This is a genomic window from Pseudorhizobium marinum (assembly GCF_000705355.1).
Taxonomy (GTDB): Bacteria; Pseudomonadota; Alphaproteobacteria; order Rhizobiales; family Rhizobiaceae; genus Neorhizobium; species Neorhizobium pelagicum.
Window position 1 is genome coordinate 38,605 of record NZ_JMQK01000018.1, and the last position, 21,327, is coordinate 59,931.

Annotated in this window: 17 protein-coding genes and 1 tRNA gene; 9 read left to right on the plus strand and 9 right to left on the minus strand. The window is 64.0% G+C overall.

Translation table 11 applies throughout. From position 1 onward, the window contains the following. Nucleotides 1-32: 32 nt before the first annotated feature. The 4 genes from EO99_RS0118955 to EO99_RS0118970 all read right to left on the minus strand — a co-directional run bounded on the left by EO99_RS0118955 (nucleotide 33) and on the right by EO99_RS0118970 (nucleotide 6,800). On the minus strand, nucleotides 33-3,851 hold the full coding sequence (locus EO99_RS0118955) for a vitamin B12-dependent ribonucleotide reductase (protein ID WP_029620171.1): 3,819 nt from the start codon (nucleotides 3,849-3,851) through the stop codon (nucleotides 33-35). A 632-nt stretch (nucleotides 3,852-4,483) separates the two neighbouring features. Beyond that, a complete protein-coding gene (gene gpt / locus EO99_RS0118960; RefSeq protein WP_029620172.1) occupies nucleotides 4,484-4,981 on the minus strand; it encodes a xanthine phosphoribosyltransferase in 498 nt (165 codons plus the stop codon). Nucleotides 4,982-5,066: 85 nt separating this feature from the next. Further along, nucleotides 5,067-5,903, minus strand: coding sequence for a universal stress protein (locus EO99_RS0118965; RefSeq protein ID WP_029620173.1), 837 nt, complete (start codon nucleotides 5,901-5,903; stop codon nucleotides 5,067-5,069). A gap of 111 nt (nucleotides 5,904-6,014) precedes the next feature. Then, nucleotides 6,015-6,800 carry a competence/damage-inducible protein A gene (locus EO99_RS0118970; protein ID WP_029620174.1) on the minus strand — a complete coding sequence of 262 codons (786 nt, stop codon included), beginning with the start codon at nucleotides 6,798-6,800 and terminating at the stop codon, nucleotides 6,015-6,017. A gap of 236 nt (nucleotides 6,801-7,036) precedes the next feature. Here EO99_RS0118970 and wrbA point away from each other — a divergent pair, with 236 nt between their 5' ends. Next, a complete protein-coding gene (gene wrbA / locus EO99_RS0118975; RefSeq protein WP_029620175.1) occupies nucleotides 7,037-7,636 on the plus strand; it encodes an NAD(P)H:quinone oxidoreductase in 600 nt (199 codons plus the stop codon). A 490-nt stretch (nucleotides 7,637-8,126) separates the two neighbouring features. Here wrbA and EO99_RS0118980 read toward each other — a convergent pair whose 3' ends face one another. Further along, nucleotides 8,127-8,324, minus strand: coding sequence for a hypothetical protein (locus tag EO99_RS0118980; protein WP_029620176.1), 198 nt, complete (start codon nucleotides 8,322-8,324; stop codon nucleotides 8,127-8,129). 249 nt (nucleotides 8,325-8,573) lie between these two features. On the opposite strand from EO99_RS0118980, the gene EO99_RS0118985 reads away from it, so the two are divergent. From EO99_RS0118985 to EO99_RS0119000, 4 genes are all read left to right on the plus strand, one after another. Next, complete coding sequence (locus EO99_RS0118985; protein ID WP_029620177.1) at nucleotides 8,574-9,599, plus strand: ABC transporter substrate-binding protein; 1,026 nt, start codon at nucleotides 8,574-8,576, stop codon at nucleotides 9,597-9,599. After that, on the plus strand, nucleotides 9,596-10,636 hold the full coding sequence (locus tag EO99_RS0118990) for a FecCD family ABC transporter permease (protein WP_029620178.1): 1,041 nt from the start codon (nucleotides 9,596-9,598) through the stop codon (nucleotides 10,634-10,636). The genes EO99_RS0118985 and EO99_RS0118990 overlap by 4 nt, the downstream gene beginning before the upstream one ends. After that, nucleotides 10,633-11,394 (plus strand): ABC transporter ATP-binding protein, encoded by a 762-nt coding sequence (locus tag EO99_RS0118995; RefSeq protein ID WP_029620179.1) that lies wholly within the window; start codon nucleotides 10,633-10,635, stop codon nucleotides 11,392-11,394. The genes EO99_RS0118990 and EO99_RS0118995 overlap by 4 nt, the downstream gene beginning before the upstream one ends. A 109-nt stretch (nucleotides 11,395-11,503) precedes the next feature. Then, nucleotides 11,504-11,588 (plus strand) — tRNA-Leu (locus EO99_RS0119000). Nucleotides 11,589-11,630: 42 nt separating this feature from the next. On the opposite strand, the gene EO99_RS0119005 is transcribed toward EO99_RS0119000, so the two are convergent. Next, the gene (locus EO99_RS0119005; RefSeq protein WP_029620180.1) at nucleotides 11,631-13,085 is read right to left on the minus strand and encodes a TrkH family potassium uptake protein; all 1,455 of its coding nucleotides are present in this window, start codon (nucleotides 13,083-13,085) and stop codon (nucleotides 11,631-11,633) included. Between the two features lie 103 nt (nucleotides 13,086-13,188). Here EO99_RS0119005 and ilvA point away from each other — a divergent pair, with 103 nt between their 5' ends. Both ilvA and EO99_RS0119015 read left to right on the plus strand, forming a co-directional pair. Further along, nucleotides 13,189-14,439 (plus strand): threonine ammonia-lyase, encoded by a 1,251-nt coding sequence (ilvA, locus tag EO99_RS0119010; protein ID WP_235776872.1) that lies wholly within the window; start codon nucleotides 13,189-13,191, stop codon nucleotides 14,437-14,439. Between the two features lie 69 nt (nucleotides 14,440-14,508). After that, nucleotides 14,509-14,832, plus strand: coding sequence for an HlyU family transcriptional regulator (locus EO99_RS0119015; protein ID WP_029620182.1), 324 nt, complete (start codon nucleotides 14,509-14,511; stop codon nucleotides 14,830-14,832). Between the two features lie 84 nt (nucleotides 14,833-14,916). Here the strand turns inward: EO99_RS0119015 and EO99_RS0119020 are convergent, their stop codons facing one another. Beyond that, nucleotides 14,917-15,531, minus strand: a complete 615-nt coding sequence (locus EO99_RS0119020) for an FMN-dependent NADH-azoreductase (protein ID WP_029620183.1) — start codon at nucleotides 15,529-15,531, stop codon at nucleotides 14,917-14,919. 145 nt (nucleotides 15,532-15,676) lie between these two features. On the opposite strand from EO99_RS0119020, the gene EO99_RS0119025 reads away from it, so the two are divergent. Beyond that, nucleotides 15,677-16,636: a LysR family transcriptional regulator gene (locus EO99_RS0119025; RefSeq protein WP_029620184.1), complete on the plus strand. Its 960-nt coding sequence runs from the start codon at nucleotides 15,677-15,679 to the stop codon at nucleotides 16,634-16,636. Nucleotides 16,637-16,687: 51 nt separating this feature from the next. Here the strand turns inward: EO99_RS0119025 and EO99_RS0119030 are convergent, their stop codons facing one another. Further along, complete coding sequence (locus EO99_RS0119030; protein WP_235776873.1) at nucleotides 16,688-18,334, minus strand: methyl-accepting chemotaxis protein; 1,647 nt, start codon at nucleotides 18,332-18,334, stop codon at nucleotides 16,688-16,690. A gap of 347 nt (nucleotides 18,335-18,681) precedes the next feature. Between EO99_RS0119030 and EO99_RS0119035 the strand changes: the two genes are divergently transcribed. Then, nucleotides 18,682-19,242, plus strand: a complete 561-nt coding sequence (locus EO99_RS0119035; protein ID WP_029620186.1) for a DUF2087 domain-containing protein — start codon at nucleotides 18,682-18,684, stop codon at nucleotides 19,240-19,242. 41 nt (nucleotides 19,243-19,283) lie between these two features. Here the strand turns inward: EO99_RS0119035 and EO99_RS0119040 are convergent, their stop codons facing one another. Next, nucleotides 19,284-21,269, minus strand: a complete 1,986-nt coding sequence (locus tag EO99_RS0119040) for a bifunctional 2',3'-cyclic-nucleotide 2'-phosphodiesterase/3'-nucleotidase (protein ID WP_029620187.1) — start codon at nucleotides 21,267-21,269, stop codon at nucleotides 19,284-19,286. Nucleotides 21,270-21,327: the final 58 nt, after the last annotated feature.

Sequence of the window (21,327 nt, forward strand, 5' to 3'; positions counted from 1 at the left end):
CCGGGCCGAAATCCTTTTCAAATCTCAGCTGATCAGCTGCACCCGCTCGTGGCACCGCACGTGTCGCACTTCTCGCAGGTGCCGTTGCGCACCATCGTGAAGTTCTGGCACTCGGAGCACATGTTGCCCGTGTAGCCCTGCGCGATCGAGCGCATGCGGCGTTCGGTTTCCTTCTTCTTGGATTCCGCCTTGGCGGCGGCTGCGTCGTCGGCCGCCTTGTCGGAGAAGAGGGCGGTCGAGGCCTGCTGCGTTTCCGTGGCAAGCTCCTCGTACATCTCGGAGACAACCTCTTCGGCCAGTTCGGCGGCGCGTTCCTCGTAGTCGCGCTTGAAGGAGACGACTTCGGAGGTCGAGATCGCCGCAGTCACGTCCAGCTTGCGGGCTGCCGAGCCCGAGAAGGAGGTGACGCTGCCGCCATGGCTGGCCTTGGCGGGGGCAGCCGTCGCGGCTCCCTTGGGTTCGCCCGACGACAGGCCGCCGGAGACGAGTGTCGGCTTGTGGCCGCGCGTCCAGCCGGTCGAAACCAGGTTGGTCTTGCCTTCCTTGTAGCCCTTGCCGAGCGTGGTCGACGAGAAATCAGACTGGTCGACATGAGCCAGGTCGTTGCGGCCGAGATAGGAGACGGCCAGTTCGCGGAACACGTAGTCGAGGATCGAGGTGGCGTTCTTGATCGCGTCATTGCCCTGGACGATGCCGGCCGGTTCGAACTTGGTGAAGGTGAAGGCCTCCACATATTCCTCCAGCGGCACGCCGTATTGCAGGCCGAGCGACACCGAGATGGCGAAGTTGTTGATCAGCGCCCGCAGCGAGGAGCCTTCCTTGTTCATGTCGAGGAAGATTTCGCCGAGCCGCCCGTCGTCATATTCACCGGTGCGCAGGAAGATGGTGTGGCCGCCGATCTTGGCCTTCTGGGTATAGCCCTTGCGACGGGTCGGCAGCTTTTCCTGCTCGCGCACCAGCCGTTCGACGATCCGCTCGACGATCCGCTCAGACACGGTGACGGCGGCAGCGGCTGCCGGCATCTGCATCAGGTTGTCGACGGCATCATCCTCGTCGTCCTCGTCCTCGATCAGCGAGGCGTTGAGCGGCTGGGAGAGCTTCGAGCCGTCGCGGTAAAGCGCGTTGGCCTTGAGTGCGAGCTTCCAGGACAGCATGTAGGCCGCGCCGCAATCCTCGACGGTTGCCTCGTTCGGCATGTTGATCGTCTTGGAGATGGCGCCCGAGATGAACGGCTGGGCAGCCGCCATCATGCGGATGTGGCTTTCGACCGAGAGGTAGCGCTTGCCGATCTTGCCGCAGGGGTTGGCGCAATCGAAGACGGCGAGATGCTCGTCCTTCAGGAAGGGCGCGCCTTCGAGCGTCATGGCACCGCAGACGTGGATGTTGGCCGCCTCGATCTCCTTCTTCGAGAAGCCGATGTGCTCGAGCAGGTTGAAGCTCATGTCGGCGAGCTGCTCGTCGGAAACCTTCAGGGTCTCCTTCAGGAAGTCGGCCCCGAGCGTCCACTGGTTGAAGACGAACTTGATGTCGAAGGCAGCCTTGGTGGCGCCGTTGATCGCCTCGATCTTCTCGTCGGTGAAGCCCTTGGCCTTCAGCGAGCCGGGGTTGACGCCGGGCGCCTGGTTGATGTTGCCGTGGCCGACCGCATAGGCCTCGATCTCCGCCAGCTGGCTTTCGGAATAGCCGAGCGTGCGCAGGGCTTCCGGAACCGCACCGTTGATGATCTTGAAGTAGCCGCCGCCGGCGAGCTTCTTGAACTTGACGAGCGCGAAATCGGGCTCGATGCCGGTCGTGTCGCAATCCATGACGAGGCCGATCGTGCCGGTCGGCGCAATCACGGTCGTCTGGGCATTGCGGTAGCCGTGCTGTTCGCCGAGCGCGATCGCCTTGTCCCAGGCAGCCTTTGCGTGGGCGACGAGATCCTGGTCCGGATTTTCCGCATGGATCAGCGGCACCGGATTGACGGAGAGGCCTTCGTAGCCGGCCGATTCACCGTAGGCGGCGCGGCGATGGTTGCGCATGACGCGCAGCATGTTGTCGCGGTTGGGGGCAAAGCCGGGGAAGGGGCCGAGTTCCGAGGCGATCTCGGCGGATGTCGCATAGGCGATGCCGGTCATGATCGCAGTCAGCGAGCCGGCGATGGCGCGGCCTTCCGTCGAGTCGTAGGGGATGCCGGTCGACATCAGCAGTCCGCCGATGTTGGCATAGCCGAGGCCGAGCGTGCGGTACTGGTAGGAGAGCTCGGCGATTTCCTTGGACGGGAACTGCGCCATCATCACGGAGACTTCCAGGACGACGGTCCACAGGCGCACCGCATGCTCGTAGTCGGTGATGTTGATGCGCTTGGTGCCGGCATCCTTGAACTGCAGAAGGTTCAGCGAGGCGAGGTTGCAGGCCGTATCGTCGAGGAACATGTATTCCGAGCACGGGTTCGACGCGCGGATCGGGCCGGCCGCCGGGCAGGTGTGCCAGTCATTCATCGTCGTGTTGAAATGCAGGCCCGGATCGGCCGACGCCCAGGCGGCGTAGGAGATCTGCTCCCAGAGTTCGCGCGCCTTCAGCGTCTTCATCACGCGGCCGTCCTTGCGGGCGGTCAGGTTCCACTCGCCATCATTCTCGACGGCGCGCAGGAAGTCGTCCTTCAGCGAGACGGAATTGTTGGAGTTCTGGCCGGAGACGGTCAGATAGGCTTCCGAATCCCAGTCGGTGTCATAGGTCTTGAACTCGAGGTCCTTGTAGCCCTGGCGGGCGAACTGGATGACGCGCTTGACGTAGTTTTCCGGAACCTGGTCCTTCTTGGCGGCCTTGATCTCGCGCTTCAGCGCCGGGTTCTGGTTCGGGTCGTAGCAGGCGTCGTTGTCGCCGTCGCAGTTGACGCAGGCCTTCATGATCGCCTTCAGGTGCTTGGCGACGATCTTCGAGCCGGTCACGAGCGCTGCGACCTTCTGCTCTTCCTTGACCTTCCAGTTGATGTATTCCTCGATATCCGGATGGTCGATGTCGACCACCACCATCTTGGCGGCGCGGCGCGTCGTGCCGCCCGACTTGATGGCGCCGGCAGCCCGGTCGCCGATCTTCAGGAAGCTCATCAGGCCCGACGACTTGCCGCCGCCCGACAGCTTTTCGCCTTCGCCGCGCAGGTAGGAGAAGTTGGAACCGGTGCCGGAGCCATACTTGAAGAGACGGGCTTCACGGACCCAGAGGTCCATGATGCCGCCCTCGTTGACGAGGTCGTCGCCGACGGACTGGATGAAGCAGGCATGCGGCTGCGGGTGCTCGTAGGAGGACTTCGACTTCGTCAGCTTGCCGGTGAAGGGGTCGACGTAGAAATGGCCCTGGCCGGGGCCATCGATGCCATAGGCCCAGTGCAGGCCGGTGTTGAACCACTGCGGCGAGTTGGGTGCGACGCGCTGGGTGGCGAGCATGTAGGCAAGCTCGTCCTTGAAGGCGGCGGCATCTTCTTCCGAGGTGAAATACTTGCCCTTCCAGCCCCAGTAGGTCCAGGTGCCGGCGAGACGATCGAAGACCTGGCGGGCATCGGTTTCAGAACCGTAGCGCTCCTCCTCGGGCAGATCCTTCAGGGCCTTTTCGTCGGCGACGGAACGCCAGAGGAACGAAGGGACGTCGTTCTCCTCGACCTTCTTCAGCCGCGCCGGCACGCCGGCCTTGCGGAAATACTTCTGCGCCAGAACGTCGGTCGCCACCTGCGAGAACTGCGCCGGCACGTCGATATCGGCCAGCCGGAAGACGATCGAGCCGTCCGGATTGCGGATCTCGCTGATCCCCTTTCGGAAGGCGATGTCCGCATAGGCGCTCTGGCCGGGCTTGGTGAAACGACGTTCGATCCGCATTGCCTTGTGTCCCTCGTCTGTGGCCCGTCTCAGGGCGCAAATATCCGTCCCGGCGGCTCGCCATCATGGGCAGCCGGGGAAATCATGTGGTCCAGGTGAATCATCTGGGATGTCCAACCTGTATCTTGTGTTGATGGTCGGCTGCAACACTAAATATAGCGTTAACGGCCTCTTTTTACCAGCGCTCCATGCGCTTTGGCAGATCAAAAAAAGACAAAGAAAATCGCTTTGGCCGGTCGGCCCTCAAAGCCGCCTGCCACCATCGTTTCCGTCTGAACTCGAAGAAAGAACCGGCCTCGTTAGCTCCGGTTCCGCCGCCGCTGCAACACGTCGGCCAATCTCCTCCCCGCCACCAGATTCGTCAAGCCGTAGATCGGCATACTTTTTTAACCACAAGATATTGTGTGGTGAGCCTGTGGAAAACGGGGACAGTAAAAAGAATCAGATAAGTCAGGCAGTTGCGGGCGACAGTTGCAACCGGACGGGCCTTGAGGCGCCGCCTCGTCCACAGCCCCCGCAGGACGCGGGAGCATATCAAGAAGCAGGTGTTGCAGATTGGTTCGCAAGCGGAATCCGGATTGGCGGCCGTCCGCCCCACAAGGCAAAAAAAGAACGACCGGCGCGGCCTCGGCTCAGCCCTTGGGGCCCTTGGCGATCGGCTCCTGATAGGCAAAGCCCATGTCCCAGGGGAAATAGATCCAGGTGTCCTGGCTGACCTCGGTGACGAAGGTATCGATCATCGGCACGCCGGAGGGCTTGGCGTAGACGCAGGCAAAATGCGCCTTCGGCAGCATGCCGCGCACTTCCGAGGCGGTCTTGCCCGTATCCGTCAGGTCGTCGACGACGAGCACGCCTTCGCCGCCATTCACCGACAGCTCGGGTGTCACGCCCTTCAGCAGGTTCATTTCGCCCTGATTGACGTAGTCGTGGTAGGAGGCGATGCACACCGTCTCGATCAGCCGGATGTTGAGCTCGCGGGAGATGATGGCAGCCGGTACCAGCCCGCCGCGGGTGATGCAGACGATGGCGCGGAACTCCTGGCCCATGCCGGCCAGGCGCCAGGCGAGCGCCCGCGCATCACGGTGGAATTGATCCCAGGAGAGGGGGAAGGCTTTTTCTGGAAGAGACATGAGAGGGCCATTCGCGAGAGCACAGGAAGTGCCCTCGCTCTTAGCCGGGAATCCGCGCCGAAGGCAAGACTGTCGGCCGCGGTGGTTACCGCGACATCAGGGACAGGGCGGTCATCGATTCGAGCAGGCTGCGGGTGACGCCGCCAAACAGCATTTCCCACCACCGCGACGTGCCGTAGGCGCCCATCACCAGAAGGTCAACGCTGTTGTCGGACAGCCGGTTCTCGATCGCGTCCGCCGCCGACACCCCGCCGCCTTCCTGAGCGGTGAGCGTGACGTTGACGCCGTGGCGGGCAAGGGCCGCGGCAAGCTCGACGCCGGCCATATCCGGAAGCTGGTTGGGCCTCTCCGGCGGATCGACGCAGAAGATCTCGACGCTGTCGGCCTTCTTCAGGAGCGGCAGGGCATCGAAGGTGGCGCGCGCCGCTTCGCGGGAGCCGTTCCAGGCGATCATCACGCGCCGGATCGCCTTCGGCACCTTCATGATGTAGGGCACGAGAAGCACGGGCCGCCCGCTGTCGAAGAGCAGGCTTTCGAGCTCGGAGCGGCTTTCGCTCGCCGGATCGCCCTGGCTGGCGATGATCAGGTCTGCGGCCCGGATGGTCTCGAGCACCGAGGACGAGGCATAGCCGGCCGGCGAGACGAAGCTGCGCCAGTCGGAAGGGACGGTGTCGCGGGCGACCCGCTCCCGGAAGATCTTCTCCACATCGGCCGTTTCCCGCCGCGCCATCGCCTGCAGGGCCTCGATGGCGGCCGGATCGGGGATCTCCATCGGCGCGATCAACGGCACGGCCGCCAGCGTCTCGGCATGGATGGCGAGCACATGCGCGTCGAAGCCTGCCGCCACCGACAAGGCGAAATCGGTGATCTGCGCCGCATGCGCCGGCGTGTCGAGAATGGCGACGATCGTCTTGTATGTCATGGTCTCTCCCCTGAACTGTTCCTGTCCGTCTGCGCCAATCTGGCCCTGCAGCCTCGCGCCTTCCTTGATGCCGGTCAACCCGCGGCCATTCGTCCGCCGGTTGACGACGCGTCAGGCATCCGCGGTGCCGTTCGGGGCCAGGTGTTTCTCCTCCAGATCCTGCACCATCTGCTGCACGTCTGCCACCGCCGCATCGACTTCCGCCTGCTCTCTGGCCCGCACGACGATTTCGGTCGAGAACCGCTTGCCGTCATACTTGGGGTAGGAGCCGATGCTGGTCTGCGGATGCGCCTTCTGGATTGCCGCCAGTGGCGTTCCGATGTCGCCTTCTCCGAAGGGGCAGGCGATGGCGCAGGACAGCATCTTCGATCCCGTCCGCAGTTCCGGCAGGACGTTGTCGAGCATCGCCTGGAAGACCTGCGGCACGCCGGCCATGACATAGACGTTTTCGACGATGAACCCGGGCGCCGTGGAAACCGGATTGGCGATGTGTCGGGCGCCCTTCGGCATGCGGGCCATCCGCTGGCGCGCCTCGGTGAACTCCATCTCGCGGCGCTGGTACATTTCCGCGAGCAGCTGCATCGCATCGGGATCGTGAATGCACGGCAGCCCGAAGGCCCTGGAGATCGAATCGGCCGTGATGTCGTCATGGGTGGGGCCGATCCCGCCCGAGGTGAAGACATAGGTGTAGCGGCCGCGCAGCGCATTCAGCGCCTCGACGATCGCCTCCTCCTCGTCGGAAACGATGCGGACCTCCTTCAGGTCGATGCCGGCCAGCGTCAGCATGTCGGCGAGGTGGCTTATGTTCTTGTCCTTGGTGCGGCCGGAGAGGAGCTCATCGCCGATGGCGAGCATGGCGGCGGTGACGACCGTGGACGGGGAGGCAGTCTGTGACATGGCGTGTCCTGATGTTCTGCATGGGGTCTGACAGTCCTAGGCCCGATTCGGTCCGGACAGAAGAGCCTGTCGTGCGACGGTGAGAATCTTCTTCGTTTCGGAACCGAAGACGGATCAACCGTGTTCGTCTTCTAAATGCGAACACTGCGTCGACCAGCGCAGGGGCTGCGGTTCCGGCGCGAAGCGTCTAGAGCAATTCCCACTTCTGCAAAACCAACCCTGAACGGAGACGAAGCATGGCCAAGGTACTGGTTCTCTACTATTCCGCCTATGGACACATCGAGACAATGGCCAAGGCCGTTGCGGAAGGCGCCCGCTCTGCCGGTGCCGACGTCACCATCAAGCGGGTGCCGGAACTCGTTCCTGAAGACCTCGCCAAGGCTTCGCACTACAAGCTCGACCAGGAGGCGGAGATCGCCACCGTGGCGGAACTTGTCGAATACGACGCCATCATCGTCGGTGCCGGCACGCGCTTTGGCACCATGGCTTCGCAGATGCGCAATTTCTGGGACCAGACCGGCGGTCTCTGGGCCGAGGGCAAGCTCGTCGGCAAGCTCGGCTCCGCCTTCACCTCGACCGCCACCCAGCACGGTGGTCAGGAATCGACGATCCTCGGCTTCCTCCCGACCTTCCTGGCCCAGGGCATGGTCGTGGCAGGCCTTCCCTATGCCTTCCAGGGGCAGACGGGCGTCGAAGAAGTGAAGGGTTGCTCGCCTTATGGCGCCAGCACCATCACCGATGGCGACGGCTCCCGCCAGCCCTCGGCCGTAGAACTCGACGGCGCCCGCTATCAGGGCGGCTATGTGGCAAAGCTGGCAGCCAAGCTTTCCGCCTGATCGCTCCTAACGAACCTTTCAGAAACGCGGCTCCCGGGCCGCGTTTTTTTGTGTCGATACCGACCGCCGGTCGATGCGACCGGACCGCACCAACGATTGCGCCTGACGGGAGCCCCGGTTTGGGGCAGGGGAGTGCACCGAGGCTCCCGGCCGCGCAAACAGTCCACGCGACCCATGGAAGATGGCGTCAAAAAGCGGCAAGTCGAGATCGGCTGTCTTTTCTGGTTGACCGCCAGCTAACGCCTCACCGTCCCGAACCGGACCACCCGTATAGAATGCGAAAAAAAAGCCCTGTCGCGAGACAGGGCAATAAGGGGAAAAAGCCCGGCTTTCTCAATCGGGCAGAGGTATCTTACATGCGGCCTGCGGGGCCGCGAGTGCAGTTGCCGCTCTTCCGGTACGGTTGGAACATTTTTGCCCTCTGCCGTGGTGCGGGCGCTGCGGACGAGGAGCCGCAGCCTGCCACCCGGTGCGCCGATGCCGCATCGCGCTACCAGTTGTAGCGGGGATTTGCGACGAAGACGCCGAGGTCCGCGTCCGCGCCGAGCGCCGCGTGGACGAGGTCGACGCACCGCGCGCGCTCCTGCTGCATGCCGTCGGCAATCATCTTCGTGACATCCTTCTGCCCCGCCGTCAGGTGTCGCGCCGCAATCGCCCAGGCGGAGCGCTGGATATCGTCTGCAAACACGGGATCTGGGTCTTCTGCGTAAACCGCAGCTGCACAAGTCATTCGTTCTGCTCCAAAAAAAATGATGCCGCAGAAGACGCCCGGAACATTGCGCGAAGCTGGCTAAGGAACGAGGACGGGCTTTTCGGGGAAGGCTCCCTGCCGCGATGAATATATGATTGTATTCCTCTTGTTTTTGTCGCGGCAGGAGGGTTATACCGCAACCGCCTTTTCCGACAGGCCCCTGGGCCGAATACAAGGACGTTTCTCGTGACCGCATTCAAATCGATTGTCGCCGTTTCCAGCCTTTGCATCACGCTCGGTTTTGCCGTGGCGCCGGCTCTCGCCGCGCCGACGAGCTATCCGCTGACCCTCGACAATTGCGGCGCGAAGGTCACCTTCGAAAAGGCGCCGGAGCGGGCCGTCGGGCTTGGCCAGAACAGCGCCGAAATCATGCTGCTGCTCGGCCTCGAGGACAAGATGGTCGCCACCGCCTTCTGGCCAAGCAAGGTGCTGCCGCAACTGGCGGCGGCCAACGAGAAGGTGACGCTGCTGACGGTGGAGTTTCCGACCTTCGAATCGATCCTGGCACAGGACCCCGACTTCGTCGCGGCCGCTCTGCCGAGCCTGATCGGCCCGACCAGCAAGGTCGCCAAGCGCGAGGATTTCGAGCGGCTCAAGATCCCGGCCTACCTGTCGCCCAGCACCTGCCTCAGCACGGAGGAGGTGAAGGACCAGTACGGCAGCCGCGAAGAACTGTGGAACATGGACCTTCTCTATCAGGAGATCGACGAGCTCTCGCAGATCTTCGACGTCGCCGACCGCGGCCAGGCGCTGATCGCGGACTTCAAGGCCCGTGAAGCAGCCTTGCGCGCCGGCGTTTCCACCGACGGCAAGCCGCTGTCCTACGTCTTCTGGTTTTCCAGCCCCGCGCCCTCGGCCGACGCCTATCTCGGCGGCAAGAACGGCGCCTCGGGCTTCATCGCCGACGTGCTGGGTGGCAAGAACGCCATCGACTCCGAAGCGGAATGGCCGACGCTTGGCTGGGAAAGCATCATCGCCGCCAATCCCGACGTCATCGTCGTCGCCAGTCTCGACCGCAACCGCTGGGAGCTCGACAAGCCGGAAGCCAAGATCGCGTTCCTGAACAGCGATCCGGCCGTCAGCCAGATCGCGGCGGTGAAGAACAAGGCGATCGTGGTGATGGACGGCCAGGCGATGAACCCGACGATCCGCACGATCTACGGCGCCGAACAGGTGGCCGAGCAGATGAAGGCGCTCGGTCTCTTGAAGTGACAGAGACGGGACGTTCCATACAGGGCCTGCTGGTCCTCGGGGCGTCAGTTCTGGCGTCCCTCGCGCTGATCGCCGTCGTCGTCGGCATCAGCGTCGGGATCGGCGACCTGCCGATCCCGCTGTCGACGACGTTTGCCGCCGTGACCAACCGCCTCGGCTGGACCGCCGTCGAGCTCAACCGGATCCATGAGACGGTGATCTGGGACTACCGGCTGAGCCGGGCGCTGGTCGCCTCGTGCTGCGGCGCCGGCCTGGCGCTTTCGGGCGCGATCATGCAGTCGCTGCTGCGCAACCCGCTGGCCGAACCCTATGTGCTGGGCATTTCCGCCGGCGCCTCCACCGGCGCGGTGGCGATCGTCATCCTCGGCGTCGGGGCTGGCGCGGTGACGCTCTCCGTCGGAGCCTTCGCCGGGGCCTTCGCCGCCTTCCTCTTCGTGGCGCTCCTGTCCAACGGCACGCGCGGCGGGGCGGACCGTACGATCCTGGCCGGCGTTGCCGCCTCTCAGCTCTTCAACGCCGCGACCTCCTATGTGGTCACCACCTCCGGCAACGCCCAGCAGGCGCGCGACGTGATGTTCTGGCTGCTCGGCAGCTTCGGCGGCGTGCGCTGGCCGGAATTCGCTCTGGTCTCCGTCGTCGTCGGTTTCGGACTTGTCATCTGCCTCTTCTATGCACGGGTGCTCGACACCTTCGCCTTCGGCGACGAATCGGCCGCCGCACTCGGCGTCGACGTCGGTCGCACCCGCATCGCGCTCTTTGCGCTGACGGCGGTGATGACGGCGACCATCGTCAGCATGGTCGGCACCATCGGCTTCGTCGGCCTCGTCGTGCCGCATGCGGCACGCTTCGTCGTCGGCCCGCTGCATGTGCGGCTGCTGCCCGCCTGTGCCGTGTTCGGCGCCATCTTCATGGTGCTGGCCGACATCGCCTCCCGGGCGCTCATTCCGCAGCAGGTGCTGCCGATCGGCGTCGTGACGGCGCTCGTCGGCGTGCCGGTCTTTTCCGTCATCCTCTATCGGTTCCAGCGCGCATCATGAGCATCAGGGCGGAAAACCTCGTCTGGAGGATCGGCAAGAAGACGATCATCGACGGCGTCTCGCTGGAGGTGAAGCCGGGCCTGATGCTCGGCCTTCTCGGCCCCAACGGCTCCGGCAAGACCTCGCTGCTGCGCCTGCTCGCCGGGCTGAAGCGCCCGCAGGCCGGCCGCATCACGCTCGACGGCCAGGACCTGAAAGGCATCGACCGCCGCCAGATTGCGCGTCGCGTCGCCTTCGTGGAGCAGCATGCCACCACGAACGCCAGCCTCAAGGTCGTCGACGTGGTGAAGCTCGGCCGTTTTCCGCACCGCTCGATGTTTTCCGGCTGGACGCTTGCCGACGACGCGGCCGTGGCCGAGGCGCTGGAGCGTGCCGGCATGACGCAGAAGCGCAACGACCCCTGGCAGAGCCTCTCGGGCGGCGAGAGGCAGCGCACGCATATCGCCAGGGCGCTGGCCCAGGCGCCGCAGGAACTCATCCTCGACGAGCCGACCAACCATCTCGACGTCCAGCACCAGATCAGCCTGATGCGCCTCATCTCCAGCCTCTCGATCACCAGCATCATCGCGCTGCACGACCTGAACCATGCGGCGATGTTCTGCGACCAGCTGATCATCATGCAGGAGGGCCGCGTCGTGACGGCAGGGACGCCGGAGGAGGTGATGACGGAAGACCTGCTGAAGACCGTCTTCCGCGTCGACGGCCGGATCGAGGCATCGCCCTATCACGCGCGGCCACACATTCATTTCATGCGGTGACGGACCGGGCTACGGTGATCGTATGATCGCCGCGGCCGAAGCAGGTATCAGCAATTCATTCTTCCCGGCCCTTCCATTTCCCGCCCTTGGAAGCTACTGAAACACCGACGCGGACGTGGCGAAACTGGTAGACGCAAGGGACTTAAAATCCCTCGGCCTCGGTCATGCGGGTTCGACCCCCGCCGTCCGCACCATCCGTGACATCACCGTACGCAGCCGCTCTGCGTCAGGACGCCCTACTGGCGCCAGAAGAGCGGGGTGAGCAAAACGAGCACAGTCAGGATTTCCAGGCGGCCGGCGAGCATCATCACCGAAAGCAGATAAAGGGCGGGGTCGCTGATGGTGGAGAAATTGCCGGCGGGGCCGACGATGTCGCCGATACCCGGGCCGACGTTCGAGAGCGCCGTGATGACCGAGGAGGCCGAGGTCAGGAAGTCATAGCCGAGCAGCGTCATGGCAAGGCTGCCCACCGCCCAGAGGAAGATGTAGAGCGCGACGAACAGGAAGATGCCGCGCTGCGCCTCGGGCTCGATCACCGCCTTGCCGTAGCGCACGGAATAGACGGCGTTCGGATAGACGAGCCGCTTCAGGCCGGTGCCGACGATGTTGAAGAGCACGACGAAGCGATAGGCCTTGATGCCGCCGGCGGTGGAGCCGGTGCAGCCGCCCATGAAGGTGGCGAAGAAGGCAAGCGCCACGGCGAACGGTCCCCAGGCGGTGTAGTCGGTGCTGGCATAGCCGGTGGTCGAGAGGATCGACGAGATGTTGTGGAAGGAATGCGCCAGCGCCGTGCCGAGGCCGACGTCGTTGTTCAGGTGGTGATAGACGCCGAGCGCCACGGAGAACACGAAGAGATAGCCGACGAAGACGATGATCTGCGGGTCGCGCAGCGAATCGAGCCGGCGGCGGACCACGAAGATGATCAGGAGCGAGAAGGGCAGGCTGCAGATCGTCATGAATACCGTCGAGATCCAGAGCAGCGGAATGCTGTTGAAATAGCCGAACGATGCGTCGTGGGTGGAAAAGCCGCCGGTGGCGACCGTCGTCAGCGCGTGGTTCAGCGCGTCGAAGCGGTTCATGCCCGCCCAAGCGTAGCAGATGGCGCAGACCAGCGTGATGCCGACATAGATGCCGATGAAGGCACGCGTGAAGCTCGCCAGCCGCGCGAAGGGCTTGTCGCTGGTGTCGGAGGATTCCAGCTTGAAGAAGGACATGCCGCCGACGCGCAGGAACGGCAAGACGAAGAGCCCGAGTGCGACGATGCCGATGCCGCCGAGCCATTGCAGCAGCGAGCGCCAGAGCAGGATGCCGGGCGGCAGGTCATCGAGGCCGACGAGGACCGTGGAGCCGGTGGTGGTGATCGCCGAGATCGATTCGAAGATCGACTGGGCAAAGCTCAGGTCGTGATCGGCGAGATAGAGCGGGATCGCGCCCACCAGCGAGAAGATCACCCAGAGCAGGTTGACGAGCAGGAAGCCGAGCCGCTTGGTGAACACCGGCGGCGCGCCGCGGGTGGCAAGCGCCGTCATCAGCGAGATGCCGCCGACCATGAAGGCCGAGAGGGCAAACACCTGCCAGTCGTCGTGCCCGTAATAGAGATCCATCATCGCCGGCAGGAACATGGCCGTTGCCAGATAGAGGCCACAGAGCGCCGCGATATAGATGGCCGGCCGGAGGAGACTGGCGTTCAAAATGGTGACCCGGTTGCTCGTGTGGTCCGAAAGATGATTTGGTCTCTCGCGGTTGGCTATGGCATAGCGGGAAGACATTGGAATTTCAATGGACGGAGCAGACGTGAACACAGTGGCAGTGGATGAGGCAAGCGTGGCATTGCGGGAGATCTTCCCGGAGACGCCGCTGCAGTTGAACGAGCATCTGAGCCGCCGCTACGGCGCCGATGTCTGGCTGAAGCGCGAGGACCTCTCGCCGGTGCGCTCCTACAAGATCCGCGGCGCCTTCAACTTCCTGCGCAAGGTCATGGCAACCGGCGGCAAGGACCGGACCTTCGTCTGCGCCTCCGCCGGCAATCACGCCCAGGGGTTTGCCTTCGTCTGCCGTCATTTCCAGGTGCCGGGCGTCGTCTTCATGCCGGTGACCACGCCGCAGCAGAAGATCGACAAGACGCGCATGTTCGGCGGCGAGTTCATCACCATCCGGCTGATCGGCGATATCTTCGACCAGTGCTATGCGGCCGCCAACGCCTATGTGGCGGAGACCGGCGGCTACATGGTGCCGCCCTTCGACCATGCCGACATCATCGAGGGCCAGGCGACGGTCGCCGCCGAAATCATGGCACAGCTGCCGGACGGCGTGCGGCCCGATCTGATGGTCCTGCCGGTCGGCGGCGGCGGGCTCTCCTCGGGAATCACCGGCTATCTGCGTGGCGAGATACCGCCGGAAGGCTTCGTGCTGGTCGAGCCGGAGGGGGCGCCGAGCCTGCGCCGCAGCCTTGAGGCCGGTGTGGCGGTGCGCCTTTCCAAGGTCGACAATTTCGTCGATGGCGCCGCGGTGGCCCGGATCGGTGATCTGAATTTCGAGGCGTTGAAGGGGTTTGCGCCCGAGCAGGTGCTGCTGGCACCGGAAAACGCCATCTGCGTGACGATCACCGAGATGCTCAACATCGAGGGCTTCGTGCTGGAGCCGGCGGGCGCCCTGTCGCTGACGGCGCTCGAGATGCTCGGCCCCGAGCGCCTGGCAGGCAAGACGGTCGTCGCGGTGGTCTCGGGCGGAAACTTCGATTTCGAGCGCCTGCCGGACGTCAAGGAGCGGGCGATGCGCCACCTAGGGCTGAAGAAATACTTCATCCTGCGGCTGGCCCAGCGCCCCGGCGCCTTGCGCGACTTCCTCAACCTGCTCGGCCCGGAAGACGACATCTCGCGCTTCGAATACCTGAAGAAATCGGCCCGCAACTTCGGCTCGATCCTGATCGGGATCGAGACCCGGGACCCCCGCAATTTTGAGGGGTTGCTGGCGCGTTTCGAAGCCGCCGACCTCGGCTACCAGGACATCACCGAGAACGAGATTCTCGCCAACCTGATCATCTGAGGCGCGTCACCGGCCGGTGACGCCGGCCGAGGTCTTTCTCCAACCCCCCGATCATGATAGGTAGCGCATATGGCTTCTTTCCTTTCCGGCATCCTCTCGATCTTCTCCGGCGGCTCCAGGGCGGAGGCTCCGGCGGCCCCCGCTGCCGAGCCCCAGACCCATGGCGACTGCCTGATCTTCGCGACGCCGCTGCGCGAGGGCAACCAGCTGCGGCTGGCCGGACGCATCGAGAAGGAGGTCGGCGGCGAGGTGCTGGTGCGCAATTTCATCCGTGCCGACGTCTTCACCTCGATGGACGAGGCGGTCGACTGCACCTTCCGCAAGGCGCGCCAGATCATCGACCAGAACGGCCCCTCGCTGTTTGCCGACGGCGAGAAGTCCCGCTCGGCCTAAGGCCGTTTACAAGTTTGGCAGATCCACACGAAAACGGCCGCGGCGATTGCCGCGGCCGTTTATGCATCTGAATGACGGGCAGGCTCAGGCGGCCAGCGCCAGGCGAGAGATCGCCGCGTCCGCATCCGCCAGCGCCTTGTCGAAGGCTTCCGGTCCGAAGGCCGTGCCTTCGACATAGACCACCTCGACATCCGTCATGCCCATGAAGGAGAGCACCGTCTTCAGGTAGGGGGTGGCGTGGTTCATGCCCATGGCAGGACCTTCGGAATAGATCCCGGCGGCCGAGAGCACGATATAGACCTTCTTGCCGGTGGCGAGACCCTCTGGGCCTTCGGCGGTGTAACGGAAGGTCATGCCGGCGCGCGCGACATTGTCGATCCAGGACTTCAGCGTCGAATAGATGTTGAAGTTGATGAGGCCGGTGGCGATCACCACCGTATCGGCCGCCATCAGTTCTGCGACCAGTTCGTCGGATTCGGCGGCGGCGGCGGCCTCTTCCGGATTGCGGTCGGCGGCCTGCTTGCGGATGGCGGAGGTGGTGACGGTGTCGAGGTGCGCGATCGGCTTCTTGCCGAGGTCACGATGGACGACAGCCGTCTCCGGCTTGCGGGCGGTCAGCTTGTCGACGAAGGCGGAGGCGACCTTGGTCGAGAGCGAATCGTCGCGGGGGCTCGAGGTAACGAGAAGGATGGATGACATGGCAATCTTCCTTGGCTTGATCGGTGGTCGACTTGGGAGGTCGTGGGCGACGCATCGGTCGCCGTCAGCCATCAGATAAGTCTTGCCGCCCATCGATTTAACCTTGATAATCTAGAAGGTTCATATCGATTGATTGGATAGATGCATGGATGCCAATCCGACCCTCGACCAGTTGCAGGTCTTTCTCGCCGTCGCCGAGACGGGCAGTTTTTCGGCCGCCGCCCGCGCGTTGAACAGGGCGCAATCGGTCATCAGCTACACGATCGCCAACCTTGAGGCGCAGCTCGAGGCACCGCTGTTTGAACGCAGCGGCCTGCGCCAGCCGAGGCTGACCGACGCGGGCAGCGCGATGCTGCCGGATGCGCGCCGCATCGTCGCCGACCTGCAGGTCATGCGGGCGAGGGCCAAGAGCTTCAAGCAAGGGCTGGAGCCGGAGCTTTCGCTTGCCATCAGCGTCATGGTGCCGGCCGAGGTCGTGGTCGATGAGTTGCGGGAGTTCGGCAGGCGGTTCCCGACGGTTGCCCTGAACCTCAACGTTGGCGAACTCGGCATGGTCATGGACATGGTCGCCACCGGCCGGGCCGGGATCGGACTGGGCGGTGCACTGCTGAAGCAGGACGACACGATCGTCGCGGAAAAGATCGGCCATTCCTACATGGTGCCCGTCGCCGCCGCCGAGCATCCCCTGGGGCGGATCGACCGGCCGCTGACCCTGTCCGACGTCCGCGAGGAGACGCAACTGGTGGTCACCGATGCGTCCGGCCTGACGGATGGCCGCAATTTCAACGTCCTGTCCTACAAGACCTGGCGGGTCAGCGATATTGCCACGAAACATCAGCTCATTCGCGGCGGTCTTGGCTGGGGCGGCCTGCCGTCTTCGCTGGTCCGCGAGGACTTGCAGAGCGGCCGGCTCGTGGCGCTGAAACTCGACGCCTACGAGCAGGGGGAATATCCGATCTATGCGCTTCGCAAGGTATCCAATCCGCCAGGCCCCGCGGGGACCTGGCTGATCGATGCCTTTCGGGCGACGCTGTCGAATTGTCATGCCGCCGGTGCAGATCGCCCGTTTGCGGAACGGGTCAGAACCGTGGATCTGGCGAGCTGACAGGATGTCGCAAGCGACAGGTTGCCCAACCGTGCGACATTGCCAAACGGCCTATCCGGCTCGCCGGAACGTCTGGCGCTGGTTGGCCACCTCTTCCCCGGAAACCTGGAACTGCGCCACCAGCGCATAGAGGCTCTGGGCCTCCTGGGCCAGCGTCTGCGATACGGCATTGGCCTCCTCGACCGTGACCGCATTCTTCTGAGTGCCCTGGTCGAGCACGCTGATCGAATTGTTGATTTCGCCGATGCCCTGAGCCTGTTCACGGGATGCCACCGAGATCGCCTGAACGTTCTCGTCGACCTCCTGCACCTGCAGGACGATCTGCTTGAGCGCGTCCCCGGTCTGGTCGACCAGGGAAACGCCGTGCTGCACGGCCTGTGCTGCCGATGAGATCAGCCCCTTGATTTCCTTGGCGGCATTGGCGGAACGCTGCGCCAGCTCGCGCACCTCCTGCGCGACGACGGCGAAGCCTTTCCCGGCATCGCCGGCACGAGCGGCCTCGACGCCCGCGTTGAGGGCCAGCAGGTTGGTCTGGAACGCGATGCCGTCGATGACGCCGATGATGTTCTCGATCTCGCGGGAGGACTGGGCGATCTCCTGCATAGCGGTCGTGGCCTGCAGGACGATCTTTCCGGAGGTTTCCGCGCTGCTGCGGGTGGCGGCCACCAGCCGGCTGGCCTCGTTCGCTCTCTGGCTGGAGTCGCGAACCGTCGTGGTGATCTGTTCCAGCGCCGATGCCGTCTCCTCGACGGAGGCCGCCTGCTTTTCGGCATTCTTGGCGATATCGTCGGACACCGAGTTGACGACATTGGCGTTGGCATTCAACGATTCGGCGGAGACACGGATGGCAAGCATCGCCTTCTCCAGCGCCCGTGCTGCCATGTTGAAGTCGGCGCGGGTCTGCTCCAGGGCCGCGTCCACCGGCTTGTCGATCGAGATGGTCAGGTTGCCATGCGCCATCTGCGAGATCGCCTTGCCGATGGTTTCCACCGCGACCATGCGGGCGGTGATATCGGTAGCGACCTTGACGACGCGGTAAACCACGCCGCGCGAGCTGAACACGGGCGTATAGGCGGCCTGGATCCAGACCTGGCGCCCGCCCTTGCCGACGCGCACGAAATTGTCGGCGATGAATTCGCCGGCCCGCAGGCGCTCCCAGAATTTCGCATACTCCACGGAGGAGACATACGACTTGTCGCAGAACATCCTGTGATGCTGCGCCACGACCTCGGCCGCGGCATAGCCCATGGCGTGCAGGAAGTTGTCGTTGACCTGGACGATTGTGCCGTCCGGCTCGAACTCGATGATGGCCTGGGACTTGTCGATGGCACGCAGGCGATTCTCGTCATGAAGCGCAGCAATCCTGGTCGTGGTGATGTCGGAGGCAATCTTCAGGATACCGACGACCTTGCCACTATGGTAGACGGGATTGTAGCTGGCTTCGATCCAGACATCGTTGCCATCCTTGGTCTGACGTCGGAACTGGCCTTGCTGGAACCGCCCCTCTGCCAGAGCCTGCCAAAACTGCGCGTAGTCGGGAGAATTGCGGATGGCGTCCTCGCAGAAGACGCGGTGATGCTTCCCGACGATCTCTTTGCTGTCGTAGCCGAGCGTCTTGCAGAAGTTCTCGTTGGCCTTGAGGACCGTCCCGTCCGGCCTGAACCAGATCAGCGCCTGAGAGCGGGATAATGCTGCCATATCGTCGCTGGGCGACTTGCCTGCTGAGTAGTTCCCGAACATTTCCCCGTCCCCTGTTGTGGCGAGATCCGACATTGGAGGGCTAACGTAAATTTTACTTAAGCGACGCGCTCCGATTTATGAGGGACTAAAACCTCGGGCTGGCCGCCGCTGGTGGAGCGGCAGATTGACGGACGGCGGTGGTCCGGCTACAAATCCCCCACCGGTCAGCAGTTCACCGAGGCGTCGCCGTCCCGCAAGGGAAGCTAAACCTGCATTAGAAGAGATCATCAGCACTTATCCCGTGCCTGCTCGACAAGACGGCGACCATCGACACCTAAAATGGACCGGCACGTCGAGGATAAGAGATGACCAGAACCATCTTCCCGATGGAAGTCGCCGACCTGTCGGCCTTCGCCAAATCGCTGCGCGACCAGATCGCCAGGCTTGACCATGCCCCGAGCCATGTCGAGATGCTCAACCTGTTGAGCAGGGCAGGCGGCTATCGCAACTACCAGCACTTCCGATCCAGCGCCGGAACGACAGTTGCGTTCCCGGACGGTGTCGCAGGTGTTGAAGCGCCGCCGCCGGCCGACGAGACGCGCGTGGCCAGGACCCTTCGTGTGTTCGACACGGACGGCCGGATCATCCGCTGGCCGAGCAAGCGTTCCCAGCAGGAGCTCTGCCTGTGGTCGCTTTGGTCGCGGATCCCGCCGAAGCGCAGCTTCTCCGAACGTGAGATCGGCGATCTCCTGAACGGGTTTCATCTGTTCGGCGATGCGGCGCTCCTGCGCCGCGATCTCGTCGATCTCGGACTGATGCGCAGGAACCGCGACGGCAGCGACTATCGTCGCCTTGAGAAGGCACCGCCGCCGGAGCTGAAACTGCTTCTGCAGAAGCTGGCAGGCCCGACGAAAAAGGCCGCCTGACGGCGGCCTTGGGATTGCAACTGCGGCGTCTGGTGCTCGCTCTAGAGCACCAGACGGAATTTCGCGAATCCCTCGGCGCCGTCGCCGGCGTCCTCGATCGTCGCACCCTTGATCTCCGCGGCATACTCGCGGCCCTTCGGCCCGGTCTCGAAGATCGCCGTCGTGCCTTCCATCGGCTTGAACGACCAGTTGGCGTCCGCCGACGGATTGATCGTGCCCTGATCCATGATGTAGCGGACGACCACGTCGCGGTTGGTGTCGGGCGCCACGAAGATCACCTTGTCGCCGGCGATCTCCGGGAACTTGCCGCCGCCGCCGGCGCGGTAGTTGTTGGTGGCGACGACGAACTTCTGCGCCGGATCGATCGGCTTGCCGTCAAACTGCAGGTCGACGATGCGGTGCGAGCCCGCATTCACCAGCGCGCCGTCCTTGTCGAAGCGGGGCGGCTGCGACAGGTCGATCTGGTAGCTGACACCGTCGATGACGTCGAAGTTGTAGGACGGGAAGCCGGAGTTGATCAGCGGCGCATCCTTGGCACCCGGCTCGACCTGGTTGAACATGCCGGCCGACATTTCCAGCCAGTTCTTCACCTGCTCGCCGGTGATCAGCACCGCCTGTACCGTGTTCGGGTAGAGGTAGAGATCGGCGACATTCTTGATGGCGATGTCGCCGGCCGGGACGTCCGTGTAGTATTCCGCACCGCCACGGCCACCGGCCTTGAAGGGAGCGGCGGCGGAGAGGACCGGATAGTCCTTGTATTCGCCGTCCTTCAGCATCTCCTTGATGTACCAGACCTGCGCGTTGGCGACGATCTGCACCGAGGGATCGTCCGCCACGAGAGCGAAGTAGGAATAGAGCGGTGCCGAGGTCTTGCCGACCGGGCGGCGGACATAGGCAAGCGTCGCCTCGTGATCCTCCTTGGCGGCGGCCAGCACTTCCGGCTTGTCCTTGACGTCGGCGACGACCTTGCGATCGGCGTCGCGATGGTAGATCGGCCGCGCTTCGGTGGCGAAGTCGACGATCTTCCAGCTGTTGCCGTCCTTCTCCAGCAGCAGATCGATGAGGCCCATGTGCGAGCCCCAGAAGCCGGCCATGACGGCGGGCTTGCCCATCAGCGTGCCCTTGACGGCATCGGCGCCGGCAATGCCCTCGAAATCCTTCGGGCCGGGGAAGACGAGATGCTGGTGCCCCGTGAAGACGGCATCGATGCCGTCGACGCCGGCAAGATAGAGCGAGGCATTTTCCATGCGCTCGCTCATGCCCGAGCCGTCGATGCCCGAGTGCGACAGCGCGACGATGATGTCGGCGCCTTCCTCGCGCATCACCGGCACCCAGGCCTGGGCGGCCTCGACGATGTCGCGCGTCTGTGCCTTGCCTTCGAGGTGCTTGGCGTCCCACAGCATGATCTGCGGCGGCACGAAGCCGATGAAGCCGACCTTGACTGGGCTCGTGGCGCCGGACCCGTCGCGGATCTCCTTCTCGAGGATCACATAGGGCTTGAAGAACAGGTCGTCCTGCTTCGGGTCGGAGGCCAGCTGGCCCTTGGTGAGGTTCGCGCAGACGTAAGGGAAGCCGGCGCCGGAGAGCACCTTGAACATGAAGTCGAGGCCGTAGTTGAACTCGTGGTTCCCGAGCGTGCCGGCGTCGTAGCCGAGCACATTCATGGCCTTGACGACCGGATGCCGGTCGCCTTCCTTCATGCCGCGCTCGTAGGCGATATAATCGCCCATCGGATTGCCCTGCAGGAAGTCGCCATTGTCGATCAGCATCGAATTGCCGGCCTCGGCGCGGATCGAATCGATGATCGAGGCGGTGCGGGCAAGACCCATCGTGTCGTTCGGCTTGTCGCCGTAATAGTCGTAAGGAAAGACGTGGACGTGGATGTCGGTGGTTTCCATGATCCGCAGATGCGCCTGGTTGGCCTGCGCGCGTGCCGCAAAGGGATGCAGCACGACGAGCGCCGAGGTGGCGGCAAGGCCACCGAGCAGGGAGCGGCGGGTGATCGGGAGGAGAGGGGACGACGACATGGGGAACTCCGGTAGGGACGGTTTGCCAAGGCGAGATTAGGCGCAATTACAGCCAAGT